Genomic DNA, 17,032 nt, shown 5'->3' with positions numbered 1-17,032 from the left:
CGCGATCATGGCTCAGTACACCAGTTCGGCATTGTTGCAGTCGATGCTGTGGACCCAGAGGTCGGCGGTGCCTAGCTGGATGCCTGCCTGCGCGAGAACGGATGGCAGGACTGCGTCCAGTGCCGCGCCGAGGGGGACCAGCAAGGCGCTCAGGTCGACGGAAAGCGGGATTGGGATGCCCAGCACCTCGGGCGTGACCTGCAACGCGAGCACCTGGGAGAAGATTCCTCCGACCGGGTTGGTCGTGCCCACTTGCGCATGTCCGCCGGGCGCGAGGGTGATATCACTGCCCGCCGTACTGCGGTATTTCGGATTATCGACTACCACAAGCTTGATCAGCGGCTGGAAGAGTGTCGACGCCGTGCCGATCGTCACCTTGCCACCTGTGCATTGGTTCGTGAGACAAGCGCTTACCAGACCGGGTGTGACATGCAGCGTGGCACGACGGTCAGCAGGTGCCGCCGCACACTGCAGACCGGTCAGGTCAGCCGTAGCTTCGGCGGCGGCGATATGCAGGGGCACGTTGAGCTGGACGCCGAGCAAGCCACTGATTGGACCACTCGATACGGTAGCAGCCAACGCGACCTCTACCTGCGCGGAGTGCGCCGATGTTTGCCATGTTGCCGGGTTGTCGGTCAGCTTGCGCGCGGGTCCCACCGCCATCACCGGCGGCTGGATCACCTGCACGCTGGCACTCAGGCCACTCAATCCCGCCGGCAATTGCACCGTCACCGGGAGCGCCACCGCCGCATCGCCCCGCGCCACCTGCGCCCCTGCCAGCAGCAGCTGGGCCACGCTAAGTCCCACCTCCGCAGCCGACGATGCCGCTGGCGCCAACACTCCAAGCTGCAGCAACCGGGCCAGCGACACCGCGACTCCCGCACCGCCCGCGCCCAGCGTGGTCGGTGGACTGCCCAGCATCGTGTTCAACAACGCATCGCGGCCGGCCGCACCGAGCACGAGCGCGTAGAAATCCCGCAGGCTCAGCGCAGTGTTCAGCAGCTGGTCCACAGTACCCACGTTTGCCCGCACGCGTAGCTGATCCAGCGTCACATTGGCATTGACCAGTCCTTCCCAATCCACGGCCGACAATTGCACCGAGCTCCCCAACAGAACGCTTAGCAGGCTGTTGGCCGAATTGACATCCAGCAACCCGGTCCCGAGCGAAAACGCCGCCACCGGCGGGCTGCCGCTGGCAATCGATTCCGCAAACAGCTGCCGGCCGCTACCCCCATCGATCACGAACAGGATCGGCACAGTCTGCGTGGCCTGAACTCGCACGGCATTGGGCGACAGCTGGGCCGGATTGTAGGCGGCGCTGAAATGCCTGGGCTCGCCGCTCGCCGGGTCCCACACGCCAAGACAGGCCGTCATGGCATCCGCGCCGCCACCGGTAGCATCGCCGCAACCCATTGCAGTGCCCGACGGATACCCGTTCTTCGCACCGATATTTCTGACCGTACCCAGCACAGCGGCGTTGAGATTCGCCGCGCTATCCGCCCGCTTAAGCTGCTGCGCCGCCGACATCGCGGCCAGATCCACCATGTTCTGCAACTGCCGCTGGCGCATGAACACATGCCCCACGTCGATCGACACCAGCGCGGCAATCGCCACGGTGGCGATCAGCAGCGCCGCCATCACACTGATGGCGCCGCGTGCGGATCGAGGTGCCCGGCGCCGCCGCGGCTGGCGCAAGCTCATTTGCCGCCCAGCATCTGGCCAGCGGAGCCGGCGCGCGCGGTGCTGGCGTTGGCCTGCCCCGTGTAGAACTCCGGCAGCGCGAAGCGGAAGCTGTTCATGTAACGCTCATAGCCCAGCGCGGCCTGCTCGCCGTGCATCGGCAGCATGGGGCCGGCCTGCATGCCTTCGCGCTGGATCGCAAGGATGGCGCGCGTGTCGGCGCCGATCTCGCGTTGCGCCGGGCTGCCTGCCGGCATGCCGGTGGCGGCGGCGGTCTCGGTCGCGCGGTCGGTCTGCGCCTGCGCGACGGGCGCCAGCATCAGCAGGCAGAGCGTCGGGATGGCAATGCGGAACATGGCGGTCATGGGGTAGCCCCTGCGGTCGCGGCCACGGCCGCCACCGAGGTGGCCGGGGCGGTGGTGGCGGGTTTCGATGGCGCCCGCACTGCCGGCGCCGGACGGGCCGCTGCACGGCCGCGCGCCGCGCTGGCGCGGGCGATGCGGTCGGCTTCCTTGCGGATGGCGCTGCGCGTGGCTTCCGGCAGTGCGGCCTTCTGCATCATGGCGTTGGCCTGCGCGCGCTTGCCGTCGGCCATCAGCCACACCACGGCGTTGCTGATCACACGCGGATTGCGCCCGTCCAGTTCCAGCGCCTGCATCACCGGCACGCGTGCGTCCTGCAGCGCGCCCGCACGCATCAGCGCATAGCCCAGGTCGCTGGAGATGCGCGGATTGACAGGGTCGAGCGCGGCGGCCTGGCGCAGCTCATTGACGGCGCGCGCAAAGTCATCCTGGCGCCCCGCCAGCAGGCCGAGCCCGTGGTGCGCATGCGCGGCCTGCTCGCCTTGCGACGTCGCTGCAAGTTGCTGGTAAGCATCGGTGGCGGCCTTGTCCTGCCCGGCCTCGCGCAGCGCATCGGCGCGCATCGCCTGGATCTCCGGGCCGGCGCCGAAGCGCTTCACGTAGACCTCGATATGCGCCAGCGAGGCAAAGTAGAGACCGTCCTGCTGCATCTTGCGGATCAGGCCCAGGTAGACCGCCTGCTCGCTGTATTCGGCGCGCGCGGTCTTGTCGCGCAGCCTGGCCAGTTCCACCTGGGCCTCGGCCTGCTCATGCATGGCCGCGGCCCCGTTTGGATTGGCGGCGCAGCCCGACAGCGCCGCCAGCAGCAGGCACGCCGCCATTTTCGAGATCCGGCCCAGTGCCGGACCGACTGAGCGCGTCATCGCGTCCCTCCCATGTGTGCCAGCATGCGGATCACCCCGAGAAAGCCGGGGCCCGCGGTCAGGATCAGCAGCACCGGCAGCAGGCTCACTACCATCACCGCGGTCATCTTGACCGTCAGCCGGCCGATCTCGTCCTTCATGCGCGATTTGCGCGCCTCCTGCATGCGCAGGCCGAACTGGCGCAGCGGCTCCTGCACCGCGCCGCCGTGCTTGTCCACCTGCGTCAGCAGCGTGATCAGACTCTTCAGGTCTTCACTGTCGAACAGCCGGCCGATGCGCAAGAGCGTCTGTTCGCGCGAGCGTCCCGAGGCAAACTGCTGGTTGGCGCGTGCCAGCTCCGGCCCCAGCACGCGCAGCATGCTGCCGAACTCGGCCACGATCACCTGCAGGCTCTGGTCGATCGACAGGCCCACGCCCTGCAGCAGGCGCAGCATGTCGATCAGCACCGGCAGCTCGTCATCGACCATGCACAGGCGGGCCGCGGCACGGCGGCGCAGGTGCCACTTGGGGGCCAGGTAGGCCAGCGCAAACGTGCCGAAGCCCCATGCGACCATGGCGAAGGCGCCCGCGCCCACGTGCCAGAGCATGGCAGCCAGCGCCAGGGCCAACGGCAGCCCCAGCCGCAGCACGCCGAACAGCATGCGCGACTGCGGCCCGTACCATCCGCATTGCTCCAGCAGTTGCTGGTCTTCCGGCGTCACCACCGCGCGCCCAAGGCGCGAATCCAGCCAGTGGGCACTGATGCGCTCGCCCACGCGCGCGCCCAGTTGTGCCCCGATTGCCGTAGCCGCCCTGCCCTGCGGCGCGGCGGCACCGGCCTTTGCCGCAGCCTGGGTGCCCGGCGCAGCGGGGGCCGCGGCCTGCGCGGCGTGCGCGGCCTGGGCAGCTTCCGCCGCGCGCTGCCGCGCCAGCGCGCCGTCGATGGTGCGCGCCGCCAGCCGGCGCTGGCGCCAGTCGCGCAACAGCGGCAGCGTCAGTACGCCCACGCCGCAAGCGGCAGCCAGCAGGCTGAGCGAAATCAGTGTCAGGCGGTCCATGTTGGCTCTTGTCTGCGTGCTGGCATGCCGCTCAGATCGACTTGGCCAGCCGGTACAGCATGAAGGCCCCGGCAATTTCCAGCGCCAGGGCCGACAGCAGCATCGATTTGCCGGTGGGATCCTTCCACATCATCATGATGTAGCCCGCGTTCAGCATGAACAGGCCGCCGGCCACCACCAGCGGCAGCAGCCCCAGGATCCACGCCGACAGCCGGGTCTCGGCCGACAGCGCCATCAGCTCGCGCTGGGCCTGTTCGCGGTCGCGCATGAAGGCGGCGGTGCGCTCCATCACCACATCGGCGCGGCCGCCGTAGCGCACCGACAGGCGCAGCACGGAAGCCACCAGCACCAGTTCCTCGACCTTGTACACGCGCCCGACCTGCAGCACCGCCTGGTCAAGCTCCTTGCCGGCGCGCTGCAGGTGGATGGCCTGCACCAGGCATTGGCGCAGCGGCGCCTCGGTATTGGCGATCGAATTCTGGAACGCCGCCGGCACGCTGCTGCCGATCGTCATCAGCCGCACCACGCCGTCCAGGAACCCGGGCAGTTGCGACAGCAGCTTCTTGTGCAGGCGGCGCACGCGGTTCCATGCCGCGAACGCCGCCACTGCCAGCGCCACGATGAGGGCCGACACCGCGCCCAGCCATTGCCCCGCCACGGCGCCGGCCAGCGTGCACAGCACCACCGGGGTGATCCAGACGATGGCGGTGCGCCGCGTCGGCGCCAGTTCGGCACGCCGCAGGAAGTCGTCCCAGCGGCGGCGCAAGTCGCGCGCGGGCAATTGCAGCGCCGGATCCGGCGCCTGTGCATAGCGCAGGCGCACCTGCTCGGTCTGCGCCTGCAGGAAGGCCTGCTGCTGCTCGCGGCGCGCACGCGCCTGCGCGCTGGCCAGCAGCAGCAGGCCCAGGCCGGTGATGACCAGGGCCATGGCGGCGAGCAGCAGCGTGGCGCTAGACATCGAAGCGGTCGTCCAGCATGAAACCCGGACCGCGCATGCGCGCCAGCTTGGGCGAGTGCGGCAGCAAGCCGAGCGAGAGCCAGCGGTCGGTCTCGGTGCCGTCCGGGTTCATGAAGGGCTCATGGCGGTACAGCTCCTGGGTCGAGATGATGTTGTCGCCCAGCCCGGTGACCTCGGTGATCGAGACGATGCGGCGCTTGCCGTTGGACAGGCGCGCGATCTGCACGATGAAGTCGATGGCGTTGGCAATCTGGCGCCGCAGGCTCAGTTCACTGCCCTGGAAGCCGGCAAAGCCCGCCAGCATCTCCAGCCGGTACAGGCATTCGCGCGGGCTGCTGGCGTGGATGGTGCCCATCGAGCCGTCGTGGCCGGTGCTCATCGCCTGCAGCATTTCCAACACCTCGCCGCCGCGCACTTCACCCACGATGATGCGGTCCGGGCGCATGCGCAGGCTGTTGCGCAGCAGGTCGCGGATCGACACCACGCCGGTGCCCTCGAAGCCGCCGGGACGGCTTTCCAGCCGCACCACGTGCGGGTGGTTCAGCGCCAGCTCGGCGGTGTCCTCGATGGTGATGACGCGCTCGGTGGTCGGCACGAAAGTGGCCAGCGCGTTGAGCAGCGAAGTCTTGCCCGAGCTGGTGCCGCCGCTCACCAGGATATTGCAGCGCGCCTGCACCGCGGCCTGCAGCAGGTCGCAGATCTCGGGGCTCATGGTGCCCAGCGCCTGCAGGTCGGCAGGCGTCATCGGGTCCTTGCGGAACTTGCGGATCGACACCACCGGGCCTTCCAGCGCCAGCGGCGGGATCACCACGTTGATGCGGCCGCCGTCGGGCAGGCGCGCATCGACCATCGGGTTGGACTCGTCCAGCCGCCTGCCGATCGGCGCCAGGATGCGGCGCACGATGCGCAGCAGGTGGCCGCTGTCGGTAAAGCGCACCGGGATGCGCTCCAGCACGCCGTGGCGCGACACGTAGACGTCAAGGTGGCCGTTGACCAGGATGTCTTCCACCGCGGGGTCATTGAGCAGGTCTTCGATCGGGCCGAAGCCGGCCAGCTCCTTGGTCAGCGCCTCGGCGATCTGGCGCAGCTCGGCCTCGTTGATGGGGATGCGGCGCAACCGGGTAAAGCTCTCGAGCTCCAGGTCGACAAAGCGCTGGATCGCGGTGCGCGACCAGCGGCCGAACTCTGCGCCAAGCTCTTCGATGCGGGTCAGCAGGTGCTCGTGCGCCGCTTCCTTGATGTTCTGGAATTCCTGCGAGACCGGGAACGGTGCGGGGGTGTTATCGGAAAATTCAATCGCTTGCGTCATGTCAGCTTCCAGTGCGTGCCACGCGCACCGCGCGCAGCGCCTCAGGCAGTTTTTCCTTCATCCGCGCCAGCAGGTCGGCCAGCGCGCGCACATAGGGGTCGTGCGGATCGTCGTCGGCCAGCACTGCGCCGCGGTTCATGGCCAGCACCAGCGGCGCGCGGCTGTCAGGCAGCGTGCCCACCGACTGCACGCCCACGCGGTGTGCGATCTGCGCGGCATCCACTCCCAGGCGCGCATCGAAGCGCGACACCAGCAGGTGCAGGTCGTCGCGCTCCACCTCGCGCGCGCGCAGTTCATGCACCAGCTCCGCGGCCGAGACGATCGCGCCCACGCTCTGGTCGGCCACCAGCACCACGCTGTCGGCGGCCTTGACGATCTGCGCGGTGAACTCGGCATTGCCGAAGCCGCCCAGGTCGATGATCTGCATGTCGAAGAACGCGCGCAGCCGCTCCAGCAGGCCGATGGCTTCGGAGTAGGAGATGTCGCGCAGTTCGCCCAGCGCCGCGGGCAGCGGCAGCACGCACACGCCATTACCGTGGCGCGTCAGCGCGGTCTGCACGAAGACCTGGTCGAAGCGGCGCAGGTTGCGCACCGCCTCGACAAAGTGGAAGCCCGGGCTCAGGTTCAGGTACAGCGCGCCGTCGCGCGCCGGCAGGCCCAGGTCCAGCAGCAGCACTTCGGCGCGCGCATCGGTCTTTTCGTTCAGCGGCAGGTGGCGGCGTGCCGCCGCGGCCAGGTTCACGGCCAGGCTGGTCACGCCCACGCCGGGGCGTGCGCCCAGCAGCGCCACGATCTTGCCCTGGCGCGCCGAATCGGCCGGGCGCACCTGCTCGCCCGGCACGGCCAGGCGCTTGACCACGGCCTCGGCATCGGCCGGCGCGTCGCGCAGGTCGATAAAGTCTTTCACGCCCACGCGCAGCGCCGCCAGCATGATGCCGGGCTCGTCGGCGTGGCCCACCGCGACCAGCGGCAGGCCTGGGAAGAGCCGCAGCAGCTGCTCGCCCAGCCGCGCCGACGCGCCGGCCAGCTCCGTCGAGAAGTGCAGGAACACCAGCCCCGGGCGCAGCTGAGCCACGCGCTCGAGAAAGGCTTCCTGGGCGCCGCCTTCGGCCACCAGCGCGCCCAGCCCGCCCAGGATCTTGCCCAGCCAGTCCTTCACTTCGCCCTGCGTTGCATGCAACAGAAAATAGTCCATCTCTCTGCCTCAAGCCGTTGGCCATGCCTGCCGGCACGGCCAGCGGCTATTTTGAGAAGCCCGGCAAAGTCGGGTCCGCGAATTCGCCCAGCACATACCAGCCCCACACATTGGGGCTGCCGTTGGTGCGGCCGTCGGCACCAACGGCTTGCGCCGCCGGCGCGCCCTTGGCCAGCGGCTTCACCAGGCGCGGCGTGACCACGATCATCAGCTCACGGTCTTCCTGGTGGAAATTCAGGTTCTTGAAGAAGGCGCCGATCACCGGCAGGTCGCCCAGCACCGGCACCTTGTTGACGTTGCTGACGGTGTTGCGGCTGACCAGCCCGCCGATCACGAAGCTCTCGCCGTCACCCAGTTCCACCGTGGTGTCGGCGCGCCGCGTGACGATGGCGGGCACCACCGCGCCATTGATCGAAATGCCGCGCGAGGGGTCGAGATCGCTCGCCTCCGGTGCCACCTTCAGCGCGATGCGGTCGGCCGACAGCACCGTGGGCGACACCGTCAGCCCGATACCGAACGGCTTGAACTGGATGGTGGTCGTGCCCAGCGCCTGCGGCACCGGGATCGGGATCTCGCCGCCGGCCAGGAAGCTGGCGCTCTGGCCGGACAGCGCCACCAGGCTGGGCTCGGCCAGCACGCGTGCCAGGCCGTTGGCCTCCAGCAGGCTGATATTGGCGAAGATGCCGTGCGTCAGCGACGCGGCCACCAGGTTGAAGGCATTGCTCATCGGCGACGCGATGTCGGCGCTGAAACTGCCCGGCGCGCCGCCGCTGCCGGGCGTAAAGGTGAACTTGTTCAGCGTCGATGGCGAGAACGTGCCGAAGGCAAAGCCGGAGTTGTTGCGGAAGAAGTTGATGCCGACTTCCTTGAGCACGGTCTTGCTGATCTCCACCACCTTGACGTCGACCTGCACGGTGCCTGAGAGCGGCACGGTAGAGCGATCCACCACCAGGCCGGGCTTGCCATCGGTCTTGCCAGGGGTGGCCGCGCGCGCCGCGGCCTGCGCGCGCGCCGCGGCATAGGCATCGGGCGACTGGCCGGTGATGGTGGCACCGGCCGCGGAATAGCCAAGCTTCGCGCCATCGGCATCGGGCGCGATCGCATCGACCTGCACGTTGTAGATGAGCGGTTCGGCGCCGCCGCGCGTCCACACCATTACTTCGGTCGCACCGGGTTGCCTGGCCACCAGCAGCACGCTGGGGGCACCGCGCATGCGCAGCACCAGCGCATCGGCCACCACCGGGTTGCCCACCGCCACGCGCTCCACCGGCTGCGCGCTGCGGATCTCCTTCTGCGCGCCGGCCAGCAGGCGCAACTGGCGCGCGTTCACGGCTTCCTGCGCCTGTGCGCGCGGCGCCAGTGCGCACCACGCGGTAGTGGCCAGCATCGCGGCCAGCGCGAGCTGCATCAGCCTGCGGCGCAAGGCCGCCGTATTGGCCGGGTACTTCCGCGCCGGGTACTTCCGGGCCTGGTTCTTCTGGATTTGCATAAGGTCGGCGCCCACGTTCTTATTCGATCTCGCGCTTGCCCGCGCGGATGACTTCCACGCCTGCGCTTTGTCTGGCCTGGGCTGGCGTGGTCGGCGCGGCCACCTGCAGCGGCCGCGGCGCCGGCGCTGCCACCGGCGCGCGGGGGGCAGAGGCAGCAGCGGGGGCGGCCAGGCCGGACAGCATCACGCCGGCCATGGCCTTGTCGGGGGCGGCGCGCGGCGCGTGGGCGGGAACGCCGGCGCGCGCGGCCAGCGCGGGCGGGGGTTCGGCAAACATGCCATCACTGGGCATGGCTTCGTCCTGCGGATTGCGCAGCGCCAGCAGCAGGCGCCCGGACTGCTGCGCCATGGCCAGCCGGCTGACCTGTTCCAGCGGCACCGACAGCACCGCGGTCTTGGCGCCTTCCTGGCGCGCCATCATCTGTTCCGGCTTGGCGTTCTGCGGCCGGTTGACCGAGACCACGCCGTAGGCCAGCACGCGCAGGCGCGACAGCAGCATGCGCGCCTGGCTTTCCGGGATCTCCTGCTGGTCACGGCGCAGCACCAGGAAGACATCGACATAGTCGCCCGGCTGCACCTGGTTGCCGACGCCGATGACCTCATCGACAGACACCGCCACCGCGCGTTCGCCCTCCCGCACCTGTGCGGCCAGCCCGGCCAGCAACTGGCCTTCGAGCACCGGCACGTTGGCGCCCAGCGTCACCAGCGGCACTTGCCCGCTCACGCGTGCCACCTCGCTGTAGGCGCCGGCGGGATCGATGGGCAGCATTTCTACCTTGAGCCCATCGGCATCAAGCGGCTTGCCCGCTTCCGCCGCGCGCGTGGTCACCACCACCGGATGCAGCGGTCTGGTGGTATTCGATGCCGCGGGCGCCTGTGCCGGCTGGCGGCCCACCTGCCACGCCAGCAGCGCAAGCAGCAGCGCCAGGCCAAGCAGCACCACCGCCAGGAGTCGGATGTGCTTGCTGGTCATGCGGGATTCCTTTGGATGGGCATGGCGTGGGGGCGTTCGGGCATGGCGGCTCAGATATCAGGAGAAAGCTGGACCATTGCCGAGCCCGACAGCGTCTCGGGCAGCGGAACCATCGGCACGGCGGGAAGGATGTTGGTGGTGGGAAGGTTCAGCGTGACCTGCACGCAGACATCGGTGGAGCCGGATGCGCAGGGCACCGCCTGCGCAACGTTGCCGGTGGACAGCAAGTTCCTGATGGAAGTGGGAAGCGTGCCCCGCGCCATCGCAGCCGCTGCATTGACGCGCGCGCCCTGTGTGGCCGCGAGGCCTGAGCCGGAAACGCCCACTGGATAGCGCAGCGCAGCGCGCGCGCCTTCTTCGGCCGCCAGCGTCAGCACCTGCTGCAGCGCCAGCATCACGCCGTAGTAAACGATGCCGATCACGATGACGATCAGCACCGGCGCCACGATCGCAAATTCAATTGCAGCGCTGCCGGCGCCGTGGCGGCGCCGGTTGATCCCCCTGTTGACCCTTGCGTGCAGCAACATCTGAAACCCCGGTCCCATGGTATTCATTCGCGCCGACCGGCGGCGCAGCCTGCTTGCCTCTAGCCCACCCAGCTATTAGCGCGAGGCCATCCAGACCAGCACCCCCACGGCCAGGTACGCGGCATACGGAATGCCGCGCGCCCGCGAAAACTGCGCCGTTGGAATGGGTCTGTCCTGGTGATGCAAGGCTTGATCCCTGGCCGGCGTGCTGGCTGCCACGCGCAGGCGCGCCGCGGCGCGCTGCCAAAGCGCGGCCAGTACTCTGCCGTCCAGTGCCAGCGCCAGCAGCGCGTGCACCAGCCCGAGCAGGCTGCCGACGACCCATGCCACCACCAGTCCTTGCGGGCCGGTGAACAACCCCGCCACCGTCAGGAACTTGACGTCGCCTGCCGCCATGCGCCCGAGGGCGTACACCGGCAAGGTGACGGCAAGACCCAGCCCAGCGCCAATCAGGCGCGTGGCCAGCGGCAGTTCCGTGCCCTGTCCGGCGAGCAGTGCCAGCCCGAAGGCGAGCATGGCAACCGCCAGCAGGACGTTGGGAACGCGCCGGTGGACGAAGTCTGTGTAGAGGGTCGCCGCGCAGAGGAGCGCGGCAATCACGCCGGGACTTATGGTTTCGGCCTGCTCAATTGACGAACCATCCCGAAACCTTGACTGAGAGCCGAGTGAAGCTGGCGTTGAGTTCTGTGCCGAGTTGGCCGGCGCCGACTGCGATGGCCAAAGCGACGAGCCCGACGATCAAGCCATACTCGATAGCCGTCGCCCCGCGCTCATCTTTAATGAAGCGTGCAATAAGTCGTTTCATGTTTTCACTCCCGAGTGATCTAAAGCCGCGATCACGCTTCCCCCGTTCGATTATCACGGTGCTCTGTGGCCCGCTCTTTTATCGACTTTTCACGCTTGCTGCACTTTTTTTATAAGACATGGTATGTCTCAACCATACCCCTCCTACGGGTGATAGCAATGACCTAAAGGGGTTAAGACGCGCGTTTGAAACGACCCGGCATGCCTGGGTCAACAGGTTGTCAAAGAGCAGGCGGGCCGGCCGGGAACCGGCCCGCAGCCTGGCATTGCGGTCATTGCAACCGCAATGCCAGGCCAAATAAAAAGGTGCGCCGCGACGGGGTGATGAGCGACAGCGCACCGTGAAAACACCTAGCCAGTATGAGACATTTCAGCGCAGCAGGCCTCCGATCAGCGGCAGTTGCAACGTCTTGTGTTCGCCGCTGCCATCCTGGCTGTCGTGAGCGCCCTGCTTCAGCCCGCCGACCAGTCCGGTCACCGGCGCCAGCAACGAGGTCACGGGACCGAGCGCGCCGCCCGCGGAGCCGCCCTCACCGCCGCCACCAAGCTTGGCCAGCGGCAGGTTGTTCAGCAGGCCGCCAAGCGGGTTGCCGCCGCCGTGATCTTGGCCGTTGAGGAGCCCGCCAGCGGCCGCGACCGTCTTGCCGGCCTCAGTCACCACGCCGCCCAGCGGCGAGACCACCGGTGCGTGCGTATTGCTGATCATGCTGCCGCCGGCAGCCACCGTATTGCCAACCTTGTAGAGCAGGCCATTGGCCGGCTCGCCCAGGTGCGTGCCCGCACCCAGTGTCTGCGTGCCGTCGGTGACCTTACTGGTCAGCGGCACGATGACCTTGCTGACCGAATTCGTGACCTGCGCGACCGGGCCTTCGGACAGCACGCTGTGCAGCTTGCCGCTGCTATCGTGCACCGCGATGCCCACGTGCCTGACCAGGCCACCCACCGGAGTGGTCACCGGTGACAGCGGTGCCAGCTTCTCGGTGCCCAGGCCGCGCACCAGGTCGCCGCCGCTGATCAACGCCTCGCCCACGTCGTGGACCACGTTGCTGGTGCTGGCCACGGTCACGCCAACCGGGTTGTCGACAGACCCTATCTGCCCCAGCCCGTCGCGCACGCCGGCACCGAGCGAGCCAACGGCCCTGCCGGTCTTGATCACCACGTCGCCGGCACCTTCGCGCGCCTGGGTGGGCAGCAATGGCAGCGGCGCGTCCTGGATGGTCTTGCCGATCTCGCTGATGGCATTGCCCGTGGCCACCACGGTATTGCCCGTGCCTTCGGTCACCTTGGCGGTGGGCGTGGTCTCGCCCGATGCGGACGGTCCCGGTGTGACCGGCGTGTCGATGTTGCCGCTGCTCGGCCGCGGATTGGCGCCGCTGCCGCTGCCGCCCGACGAACAGCCTGCCATCAGCAAGGCAATGGCGGCCACGCCGGCCGCGGCCAGCGAGGTTATGGAATGCTGCGACGGATGCTTGCTTTGCATTGTCCTACTCCTGTCTTGTTGGCCGCGGTGCTGCCGGCCGTTTTGTCTTATGTTCGCCGCATGGGATTGCCGACGAGCCTCCCCGGTGTCCCGCTTTGTTCCTCTGGCGGACCGCTCCGAACCGGCACGGCGAGACAGTGGAACGCGAGATCGTCGGCGCGTCTGGACAACGAATGGCAAGGCGCGTGCCAGCGACGCCGGCGCTGCCGGCACGGAACTGCCGGCGTCCCTGTAAGCCTTGCCTGGCGTGGATTACCGGGTGACGCGGGGTCGCAAGGGGCGGGCACAAACGCTGTTGCGGCGCGGGCCTGACGTGTTACGTGCTACGTAACGTGTTCCGGGAATACGGGAACACGGCGGCGCGGACGACCGTGGCGGGAGGCGGTGGCAGCGCGTGGCACGCCGCGCTTTCCTGGCTGGATCGCCGTCGCCGCAAGCCCGCCGTTCCGGCTGTCTTGTTCCCTGCAGACGACACACGTTACGTAACGCGTAACGCGCAGCCGCCCTGACACCTCATCCCCGGCAGCGCCGCAAGCGGTTCCCACCACTCCCCTGGAAGCCGCGTCCGGCAAGGCATTGCGGGCACCACACCCGGCTTCGGCGGGGTCCCTTCCAGGATGCGTCGCGGCGCTGGCATACCGATTGCGCCATATCCGTCACCGCCGCACGCAGAAAGCGAACGCGTTGCGCGGCCGAGCGATTTAAACGACGGGAATGAGAGAACAGAACATGCGCAAACAACAACTCGCCGTAACGGCACTCCTCGCAACCCTGCTGGCCCTGGGTGGCTGCGCCAGCGGCAGCGGATCGACCTCCATGGGCACCAGCAACGCAGCGGGCACCAATGGCGGCACCAAGACTACGGGTACCGATGGCACTGGCGGCATGGGTGGCTCCGGCGGCAGCACCGACGTGGCCAGCGGCGGTACCGGTGGCACGGGTAGCACCGGCGGCACCGGTGGAACGGGTGGCAACGGCGGCAACACTGGCGGCGGCGAAACGCCCACCGCACTGACCCCGACCGCCACCGTCATCAACAATGCCGGCACGGTGCTGGGCAATACGGGCAGCACCGTCACCGACCTCGGCAACCAGCTCGGCAGCGCCAACCTGCCGCTGGTGCCGACGCAGACGCAAAGCGGCCTGGGCGGCGTGGTGGCCTCCACCGGCGATGCCGTGGGCGCGCTGGCCACGGGCCTGCAAGCGGGCCTGGGCAGCATCCCCGATTCAACCAACCCGGTTGGCACCACGGTAGCCAGCACCGGCAATGTGGTCACCGACCTCGGCAAGGCAGTGTCCAGCGCCGGCACCGCTGTCAGCGGCCTGGGCACCGGCCAGCTCGCACCGCTGGCGCCGCTGACTTCGCCGCTGGGCACGGTGGTGGACAAGCTGGGCGACACGGTGAGCGACGCCGGCGGCACGCTGACCACGGTGCTGTCGACCGGTGCGGTCGAGCAAGTGACCACTACCACCAGCAAGCTGATCGTGCCGATCACCTCGCAGCTGACCGGCGCCACGCAGACGCTGGGCGCGGCCACAGGCCTGGGCGCCCCGACCAACAACCTGCTCGCAACCGTGGGCGGTGCGCTGGCAACGGCCGGCACCAAGCTGCAACAGACCAACACGCCGGTGGTCTCGGGCATCGGCGGCGTGGTGAACGCCACCGGCACGACCGTGGCATCGCTGGGCGGCGCAGTGAACGGGCCCGCCAGCGGCGGCGGCCTGGGCGCGCTGAGCCCGGTACTGGCACCGGTGACCGCGCTGGCCGGGGGGCTGACTGGCGGTGCAGGCGCTGGCGGCACGGGCTCGCTGCTGGCGCCTGTCACCAGCCTGGTCAGCACCGTCACCGGCGGCCTTGGCAGTGCCACCGGCGGCGGCACAGGTTCGCCGCTGGCACCGGTCACCACCGCGGTCAGCGGCGTGGTGGGCGGCATCACCGGCGCCGCGGCGGGCACTGGCACCACCAGCCCGCTGGCCCCTGTCACCAATGTTGTCGCCGCCGTGACCGGCGGCGCCACCTCCAGCGCGGGCAGCGCCACCAGCAAGACTTCGACCACCAGCGCCACCGGCCCCATCGGCGGGCTGGTTGGCGGCCTGCTGGGCGGCCTGACCGGCGCGCTCGGCCAGAAGTAATCCCGTCTCAGCCGCTGCCCTGGCGATCGCCTGACCGCGGGCAGCGGAGCACACCAGATTCAACGTAGCGGCCACGCGCTGAGCCGGCAGCATCGGACAGCAGGCGCCCGGGGGTAGCGGCAATCCCCGCGCCAGTGGCACGCGACGTCAATAGCCGCAGTATTTCTTACAGGGGTTTTGCCATGCGTGCACGTCATCGCGTTGCCGCGCTGCTGGTCAGCGTCGGCGCGTTCCATCACGGCCTGGTCCAGGCCGATCCGCGCAGCCCAGTCCAGGGCGACCCAACCCAGACGCTCCCGAAGATCGCTCCGGCCCGGCCGGACAGCAGCGTGACCGTGCAGGTCGAACGGCCGCAGGCGGCCATGCAGGATCTGCTCAATACACGCCTGACACCGCGGCGCTTTCGCATCGAGGGCGCGAAGACGCTGCCGTTCGAGGAAGTGGCCGCGCAGTTCAAGCCGCTGGCCAACCACGAGATCACGGTGGCGCAGCTGCTGGAAGCGGCCAACACGGTCACGCAGATGTACAAGGACCGCGGCTATCCGCTCTCGTTTGCCTTTGTGCCAGCGCAGGATTTTGCCAACGGCGATGTGCTGATCACCGTGGTCGAGGGCTATGTGGCCAAGGTGACGGTCACTGGCAAGGCGGGCCCGGCAGAGGGCCGGCTGCGCGCCATTGCCGAGAAGCTGCAGCAGGACCGCCCGCTGCGCCAGGACCGGTTCGAACACTACGTCAATGCACTGGCCCTGCAGCCGGGGCTGCAGGTGGCGGCCACGGTGCAGCCGCCGACCACCACCGACGGCGCCTGCGAGATGGTGCTGGACGTCAGGCGCAAGCCGTTCACCTTCGGTACCGGCATCGAATACATGTCGCCGGGCCTGCGCGCCATTGCCACCGCCACCACCAACAGCCTGACGCCGCTGGGCGAGCAGATCTCAGTCTCGGCGCTGTTCCCCAAGGGCCGCGACAACGAGGAGTACTACGCTGCCAGCTACGCGCAGCCGCTTGGCACCGAGGGCATGATCGCGCGGCTCAACGCCTCGCACTACCGCGGCGTGCCGCAGAACGCCACGCTGGAGGCGGTCGGGTTCAACCCGCGCTACGTCAACGACACCAAGCGCATCGGCGGCTCGCTCAGCTATCCGCTGCTGCTGTCCAACGCGCACTCGCTCACGCTGACCGGCGGCTTCTACGGCGCCGACCAGTTCGAGCGCTACACCCACACCGCCACCGGCACGCGCGTGACGCTGGGCACCAACGTGCGCGTGGGCACTGCGGAGCTGACCTACGTGCAGCGCGGCGAAGGCGTGAGCCGCAACGCCACGCTCGGCCTGTACAAGGGCTTCGATGCGCTGGGTGCGAGCCGCCAGAACAACACCAACGACCTGAGCTTCTTGCGCACGCGGCTGCTGCTGTCGCAGTCGAAAGACCTGCCGGCGGGCTTCGGCCTCACCGTGGCCGCGGCGGGCCAGTACAGCGGCAACCGCCTGGCCTCGGGCGAGCAGATCAGCTTCGGCGGACGCTTCTTCGGGCTGGGCTATCCCGCCGGCGAAGTGGCGGGCGACAAGGGCTGGGGGGCCTCGGCGGAAATCAGCCGCCTGTTCCTGCCCGACATGACCTACCTGCGCACGATCCAGCCCTATGTGTCGGCCGATGTGGCGCGCGTGTTTTCCAACAGCGTGTCGCTGTCGCACCGCAGCCTGTCATCGGTCGCCATCGGTGCGCGCTTCTCGGACCGGCGCTACTACACGCTGGACCTGTCGGTGGCACAACCGGTGGGTGACAAGCCGACCAATGCGAGCCATCGGTCGCCGCGGATCAACATGACCTATTCGTACCAGTTCGATTGAGCTGGTCGGGTTTCCATTTCCAGAAGGTTTCCCTGTACCCGGCCGGCGGTGGTTCTGCGTCGGCCGTTTTTTTGGTTTATCGACGAATTCCGGAGGAGGGCTCTTGGCGGGCGTGGGCTGTTTCGCCGGCGCAGCCGGCGAGTCACTTCTTGTCCAAGCGACAAGAAGTAACCAAGAAACGCGTCGCCTATGCGGCTGGCAATCAATTGCACGGTGTTGGTCGTAAGGGCGGCGGTGCTTGCCGTTTGGGCGTGGTCGCGGTTCGAGCCTGCTAACGCCATGTGAGTGTGGGGCAGTGCCTGCGATAACCGGCTTTTGAACGATCCCCAAGTCGGGCGGCGGCCCGCGCTCTCCAGCGCTATCGCATCAACG

General features: G+C 68.7%; 16 protein-coding genes. 2 read left to right on the top strand and 14 right to left on the bottom strand.

Annotation, left to right across the window (positions count from 1 at the left end; all coding sequences use genetic code 11):
- Positions 1–12 precede the first annotated feature (12 nt).
- The 13 genes from A3A5_RS0122930 to A3A5_RS0122870 form a co-directional block, all read right to left on the bottom strand.
- Positions 13–1,701: a TadG family pilus assembly protein gene (locus A3A5_RS0122930; protein WP_026201026.1), complete on the bottom strand. Its 1,689-nt coding sequence runs from the start codon at positions 1,699–1,701 to the stop codon at positions 13–15.
- Entirely contained in the window at positions 1,698–2,045 is a 348-nt protein-coding gene (locus tag A3A5_RS0122925; protein ID WP_018312837.1) for a DUF3613 domain-containing protein, read from the bottom strand. Before A3A5_RS0122925 ends, A3A5_RS0122930 begins: the two co-directional genes overlap by 4 nt.
- Positions 2,042–2,905: a tetratricopeptide repeat protein gene (locus tag A3A5_RS0122920; protein ID WP_026201025.1), complete on the bottom strand. Its 864-nt coding sequence runs from the start codon at positions 2,903–2,905 to the stop codon at positions 2,042–2,044. Before A3A5_RS0122920 ends, A3A5_RS0122925 begins: the two co-directional genes overlap by 4 nt.
- Complete coding sequence (locus A3A5_RS0122915) at positions 2,902–3,942, bottom strand: type II secretion system F family protein (protein ID WP_018312835.1); 1,041 nt, start codon at positions 3,940–3,942, stop codon at positions 2,902–2,904. The genes A3A5_RS0122920 and A3A5_RS0122915 overlap by 4 nt, the downstream gene beginning before the upstream one ends.
- A 31-nt stretch (positions 3,943–3,973) precedes the next feature.
- Positions 3,974–4,900, bottom strand: a complete 927-nt coding sequence (locus A3A5_RS0122910; protein ID WP_018312834.1) for a type II secretion system F family protein — start codon at positions 4,898–4,900, stop codon at positions 3,974–3,976.
- The gene (locus A3A5_RS0122905) at positions 4,893–6,209 is read right to left on the bottom strand and encodes a CpaF family protein (protein WP_018312833.1); all 1,317 of its coding nucleotides are present in this window, start codon (positions 6,207–6,209) and stop codon (positions 4,893–4,895) included. Before A3A5_RS0122905 ends, A3A5_RS0122910 begins: the two co-directional genes overlap by 8 nt.
- Position 6,210: 1 nt before the next feature.
- Entirely contained in the window at positions 6,211–7,404 is a 1,194-nt protein-coding gene (locus A3A5_RS0122900) for a pilus assembly protein (protein ID WP_018312832.1), read from the bottom strand.
- A gap of 46 nt (positions 7,405–7,450) precedes the next feature.
- Entirely contained in the window at positions 7,451–8,893 is a 1,443-nt protein-coding gene (locus A3A5_RS0122895) for a type II and III secretion system protein family protein (protein ID WP_018312831.1), read from the bottom strand.
- A gap of 19 nt (positions 8,894–8,912) precedes the next feature.
- Entirely contained in the window at positions 8,913–9,866 is a 954-nt protein-coding gene (gene cpaB, locus A3A5_RS0122890; RefSeq protein ID WP_018312830.1) for a Flp pilus assembly protein CpaB, read from the bottom strand.
- A 50-nt stretch (positions 9,867–9,916) separates the two neighbouring features.
- Positions 9,917–10,393, bottom strand: coding sequence for a TadE/TadG family type IV pilus assembly protein (locus A3A5_RS0122885; RefSeq protein ID WP_018312829.1), 477 nt, complete (start codon positions 10,391–10,393; stop codon positions 9,917–9,919).
- Positions 10,394–10,468: 75 nt separating this feature from the next.
- Positions 10,469–10,993: a prepilin peptidase gene (locus tag A3A5_RS0122880; RefSeq protein ID WP_018312828.1), complete on the bottom strand. Its 525-nt coding sequence runs from the start codon at positions 10,991–10,993 to the stop codon at positions 10,469–10,471.
- 25 nt (positions 10,994–11,018) lie between these two features.
- Complete coding sequence (locus tag A3A5_RS0122875; protein ID WP_013951880.1) at positions 11,019–11,198, bottom strand: Flp family type IVb pilin; 180 nt, start codon at positions 11,196–11,198, stop codon at positions 11,019–11,021.
- Positions 11,199–11,567: 369 nt separating this feature from the next.
- Positions 11,568–12,677: a collagen-like triple helix repeat-containing protein gene (locus A3A5_RS0122870; protein WP_018312827.1), complete on the bottom strand. Its 1,110-nt coding sequence runs from the start codon at positions 12,675–12,677 to the stop codon at positions 11,568–11,570.
- 729 nt (positions 12,678–13,406) lie between these two features.
- Here A3A5_RS0122870 and A3A5_RS40375 point away from each other — a divergent pair.
- Both A3A5_RS40375 and A3A5_RS0122860 read left to right on the top strand, forming a co-directional pair.
- Complete coding sequence (locus A3A5_RS40375; protein WP_018312826.1) at positions 13,407–14,810, top strand: collagen-like triple helix repeat-containing protein; 1,404 nt, start codon at positions 13,407–13,409, stop codon at positions 14,808–14,810.
- A 182-nt stretch (positions 14,811–14,992) separates the two neighbouring features.
- Positions 14,993–16,660 (top strand): ShlB/FhaC/HecB family hemolysin secretion/activation protein, encoded by a 1,668-nt coding sequence (locus A3A5_RS0122860; protein ID WP_018312825.1) that lies wholly within the window; start codon positions 14,993–14,995, stop codon positions 16,658–16,660.
- Here the strand turns inward: A3A5_RS0122860 and A3A5_RS45070 are convergent.
- A partial coding sequence (locus A3A5_RS45070) for a hypothetical protein (protein ID WP_232431438.1) occupies positions 16,639–17,032 on the bottom strand: 394 nt, incomplete at its 5' end. The genes A3A5_RS0122860 and A3A5_RS45070 overlap by 22 nt on opposite strands.

The organism is Cupriavidus sp. UYPR2.512 (genome assembly GCF_000379565.1).
Classification (GTDB): domain Bacteria; phylum Pseudomonadota; class Gammaproteobacteria; order Burkholderiales; family Burkholderiaceae; genus Cupriavidus.
This window is presented reverse-complemented; position numbering and strand designations above follow the sequence as displayed.

Excerpts from the sequence above, each read along its gene's own strand:
- A3A5_RS0122915 (WP_018312835.1), bottom strand. The coding sequence starts at position 3,942 with ATGGACCGCCTGACACTGATTTCGCTCAGCCTGCTGGCTGCCGCTTGC.
- A3A5_RS0122860 (WP_018312825.1), top strand. The coding sequence starts at position 14,993 with ATGCGTGCACGTCATCGCGTTGCCGCGCTGCTGGTCAGCGTCGGCGCG.
- A3A5_RS0122900 (WP_018312832.1), bottom strand. The coding sequence starts at position 7,404 with ATGGACTATTTTCTGTTGCATGCAACGCAGGGCGAAGTGAAGGACTGG.
- A3A5_RS0122905 (WP_018312833.1), bottom strand. The coding sequence starts at position 6,209 with ATGACGCAAGCGATTGAATTTTCCGATAACACCCCCGCACCGTTCCCG.
- A3A5_RS0122875 (WP_013951880.1), bottom strand. The coding sequence starts at position 11,198 with ATGAAACGACTTATTGCACGCTTCATTAAAGATGAGCGCGGGGCGACG.
- cpaB (WP_018312830.1), bottom strand. The coding sequence starts at position 9,866 with ATGACCAGCAAGCACATCCGACTCCTGGCGGTGGTGCTGCTTGGCCTG.
- A3A5_RS0122930 (WP_026201026.1), bottom strand. The coding sequence starts at position 1,701 with ATGAGCTTGCGCCAGCCGCGGCGGCGCCGGGCACCTCGATCCGCACGC.
- A3A5_RS0122925 (WP_018312837.1), bottom strand. The coding sequence starts at position 2,045 with ATGACCGCCATGTTCCGCATTGCCATCCCGACGCTCTGCCTGCTGATG.
- A3A5_RS40375 (WP_018312826.1), top strand. The coding sequence starts at position 13,407 with ATGCGCAAACAACAACTCGCCGTAACGGCACTCCTCGCAACCCTGCTG.
- A3A5_RS0122895 (WP_018312831.1), bottom strand. The coding sequence starts at position 8,893 with ATGCAAATCCAGAAGAACCAGGCCCGGAAGTACCCGGCGCGGAAGTAC.
- A3A5_RS0122885 (WP_018312829.1), bottom strand. The coding sequence starts at position 10,393 with ATGTTGCTGCACGCAAGGGTCAACAGGGGGATCAACCGGCGCCGCCAC.
- A3A5_RS0122870 (WP_018312827.1), bottom strand. The coding sequence starts at position 12,677 with ATGCAAAGCAAGCATCCGTCGCAGCATTCCATAACCTCGCTGGCCGCG.
- A3A5_RS0122910 (WP_018312834.1), bottom strand. The coding sequence starts at position 4,900 with ATGTCTAGCGCCACGCTGCTGCTCGCCGCCATGGCCCTGGTCATCACC.
- A3A5_RS0122920 (WP_026201025.1), bottom strand. The coding sequence starts at position 2,905 with ATGACGCGCTCAGTCGGTCCGGCACTGGGCCGGATCTCGAAAATGGCG.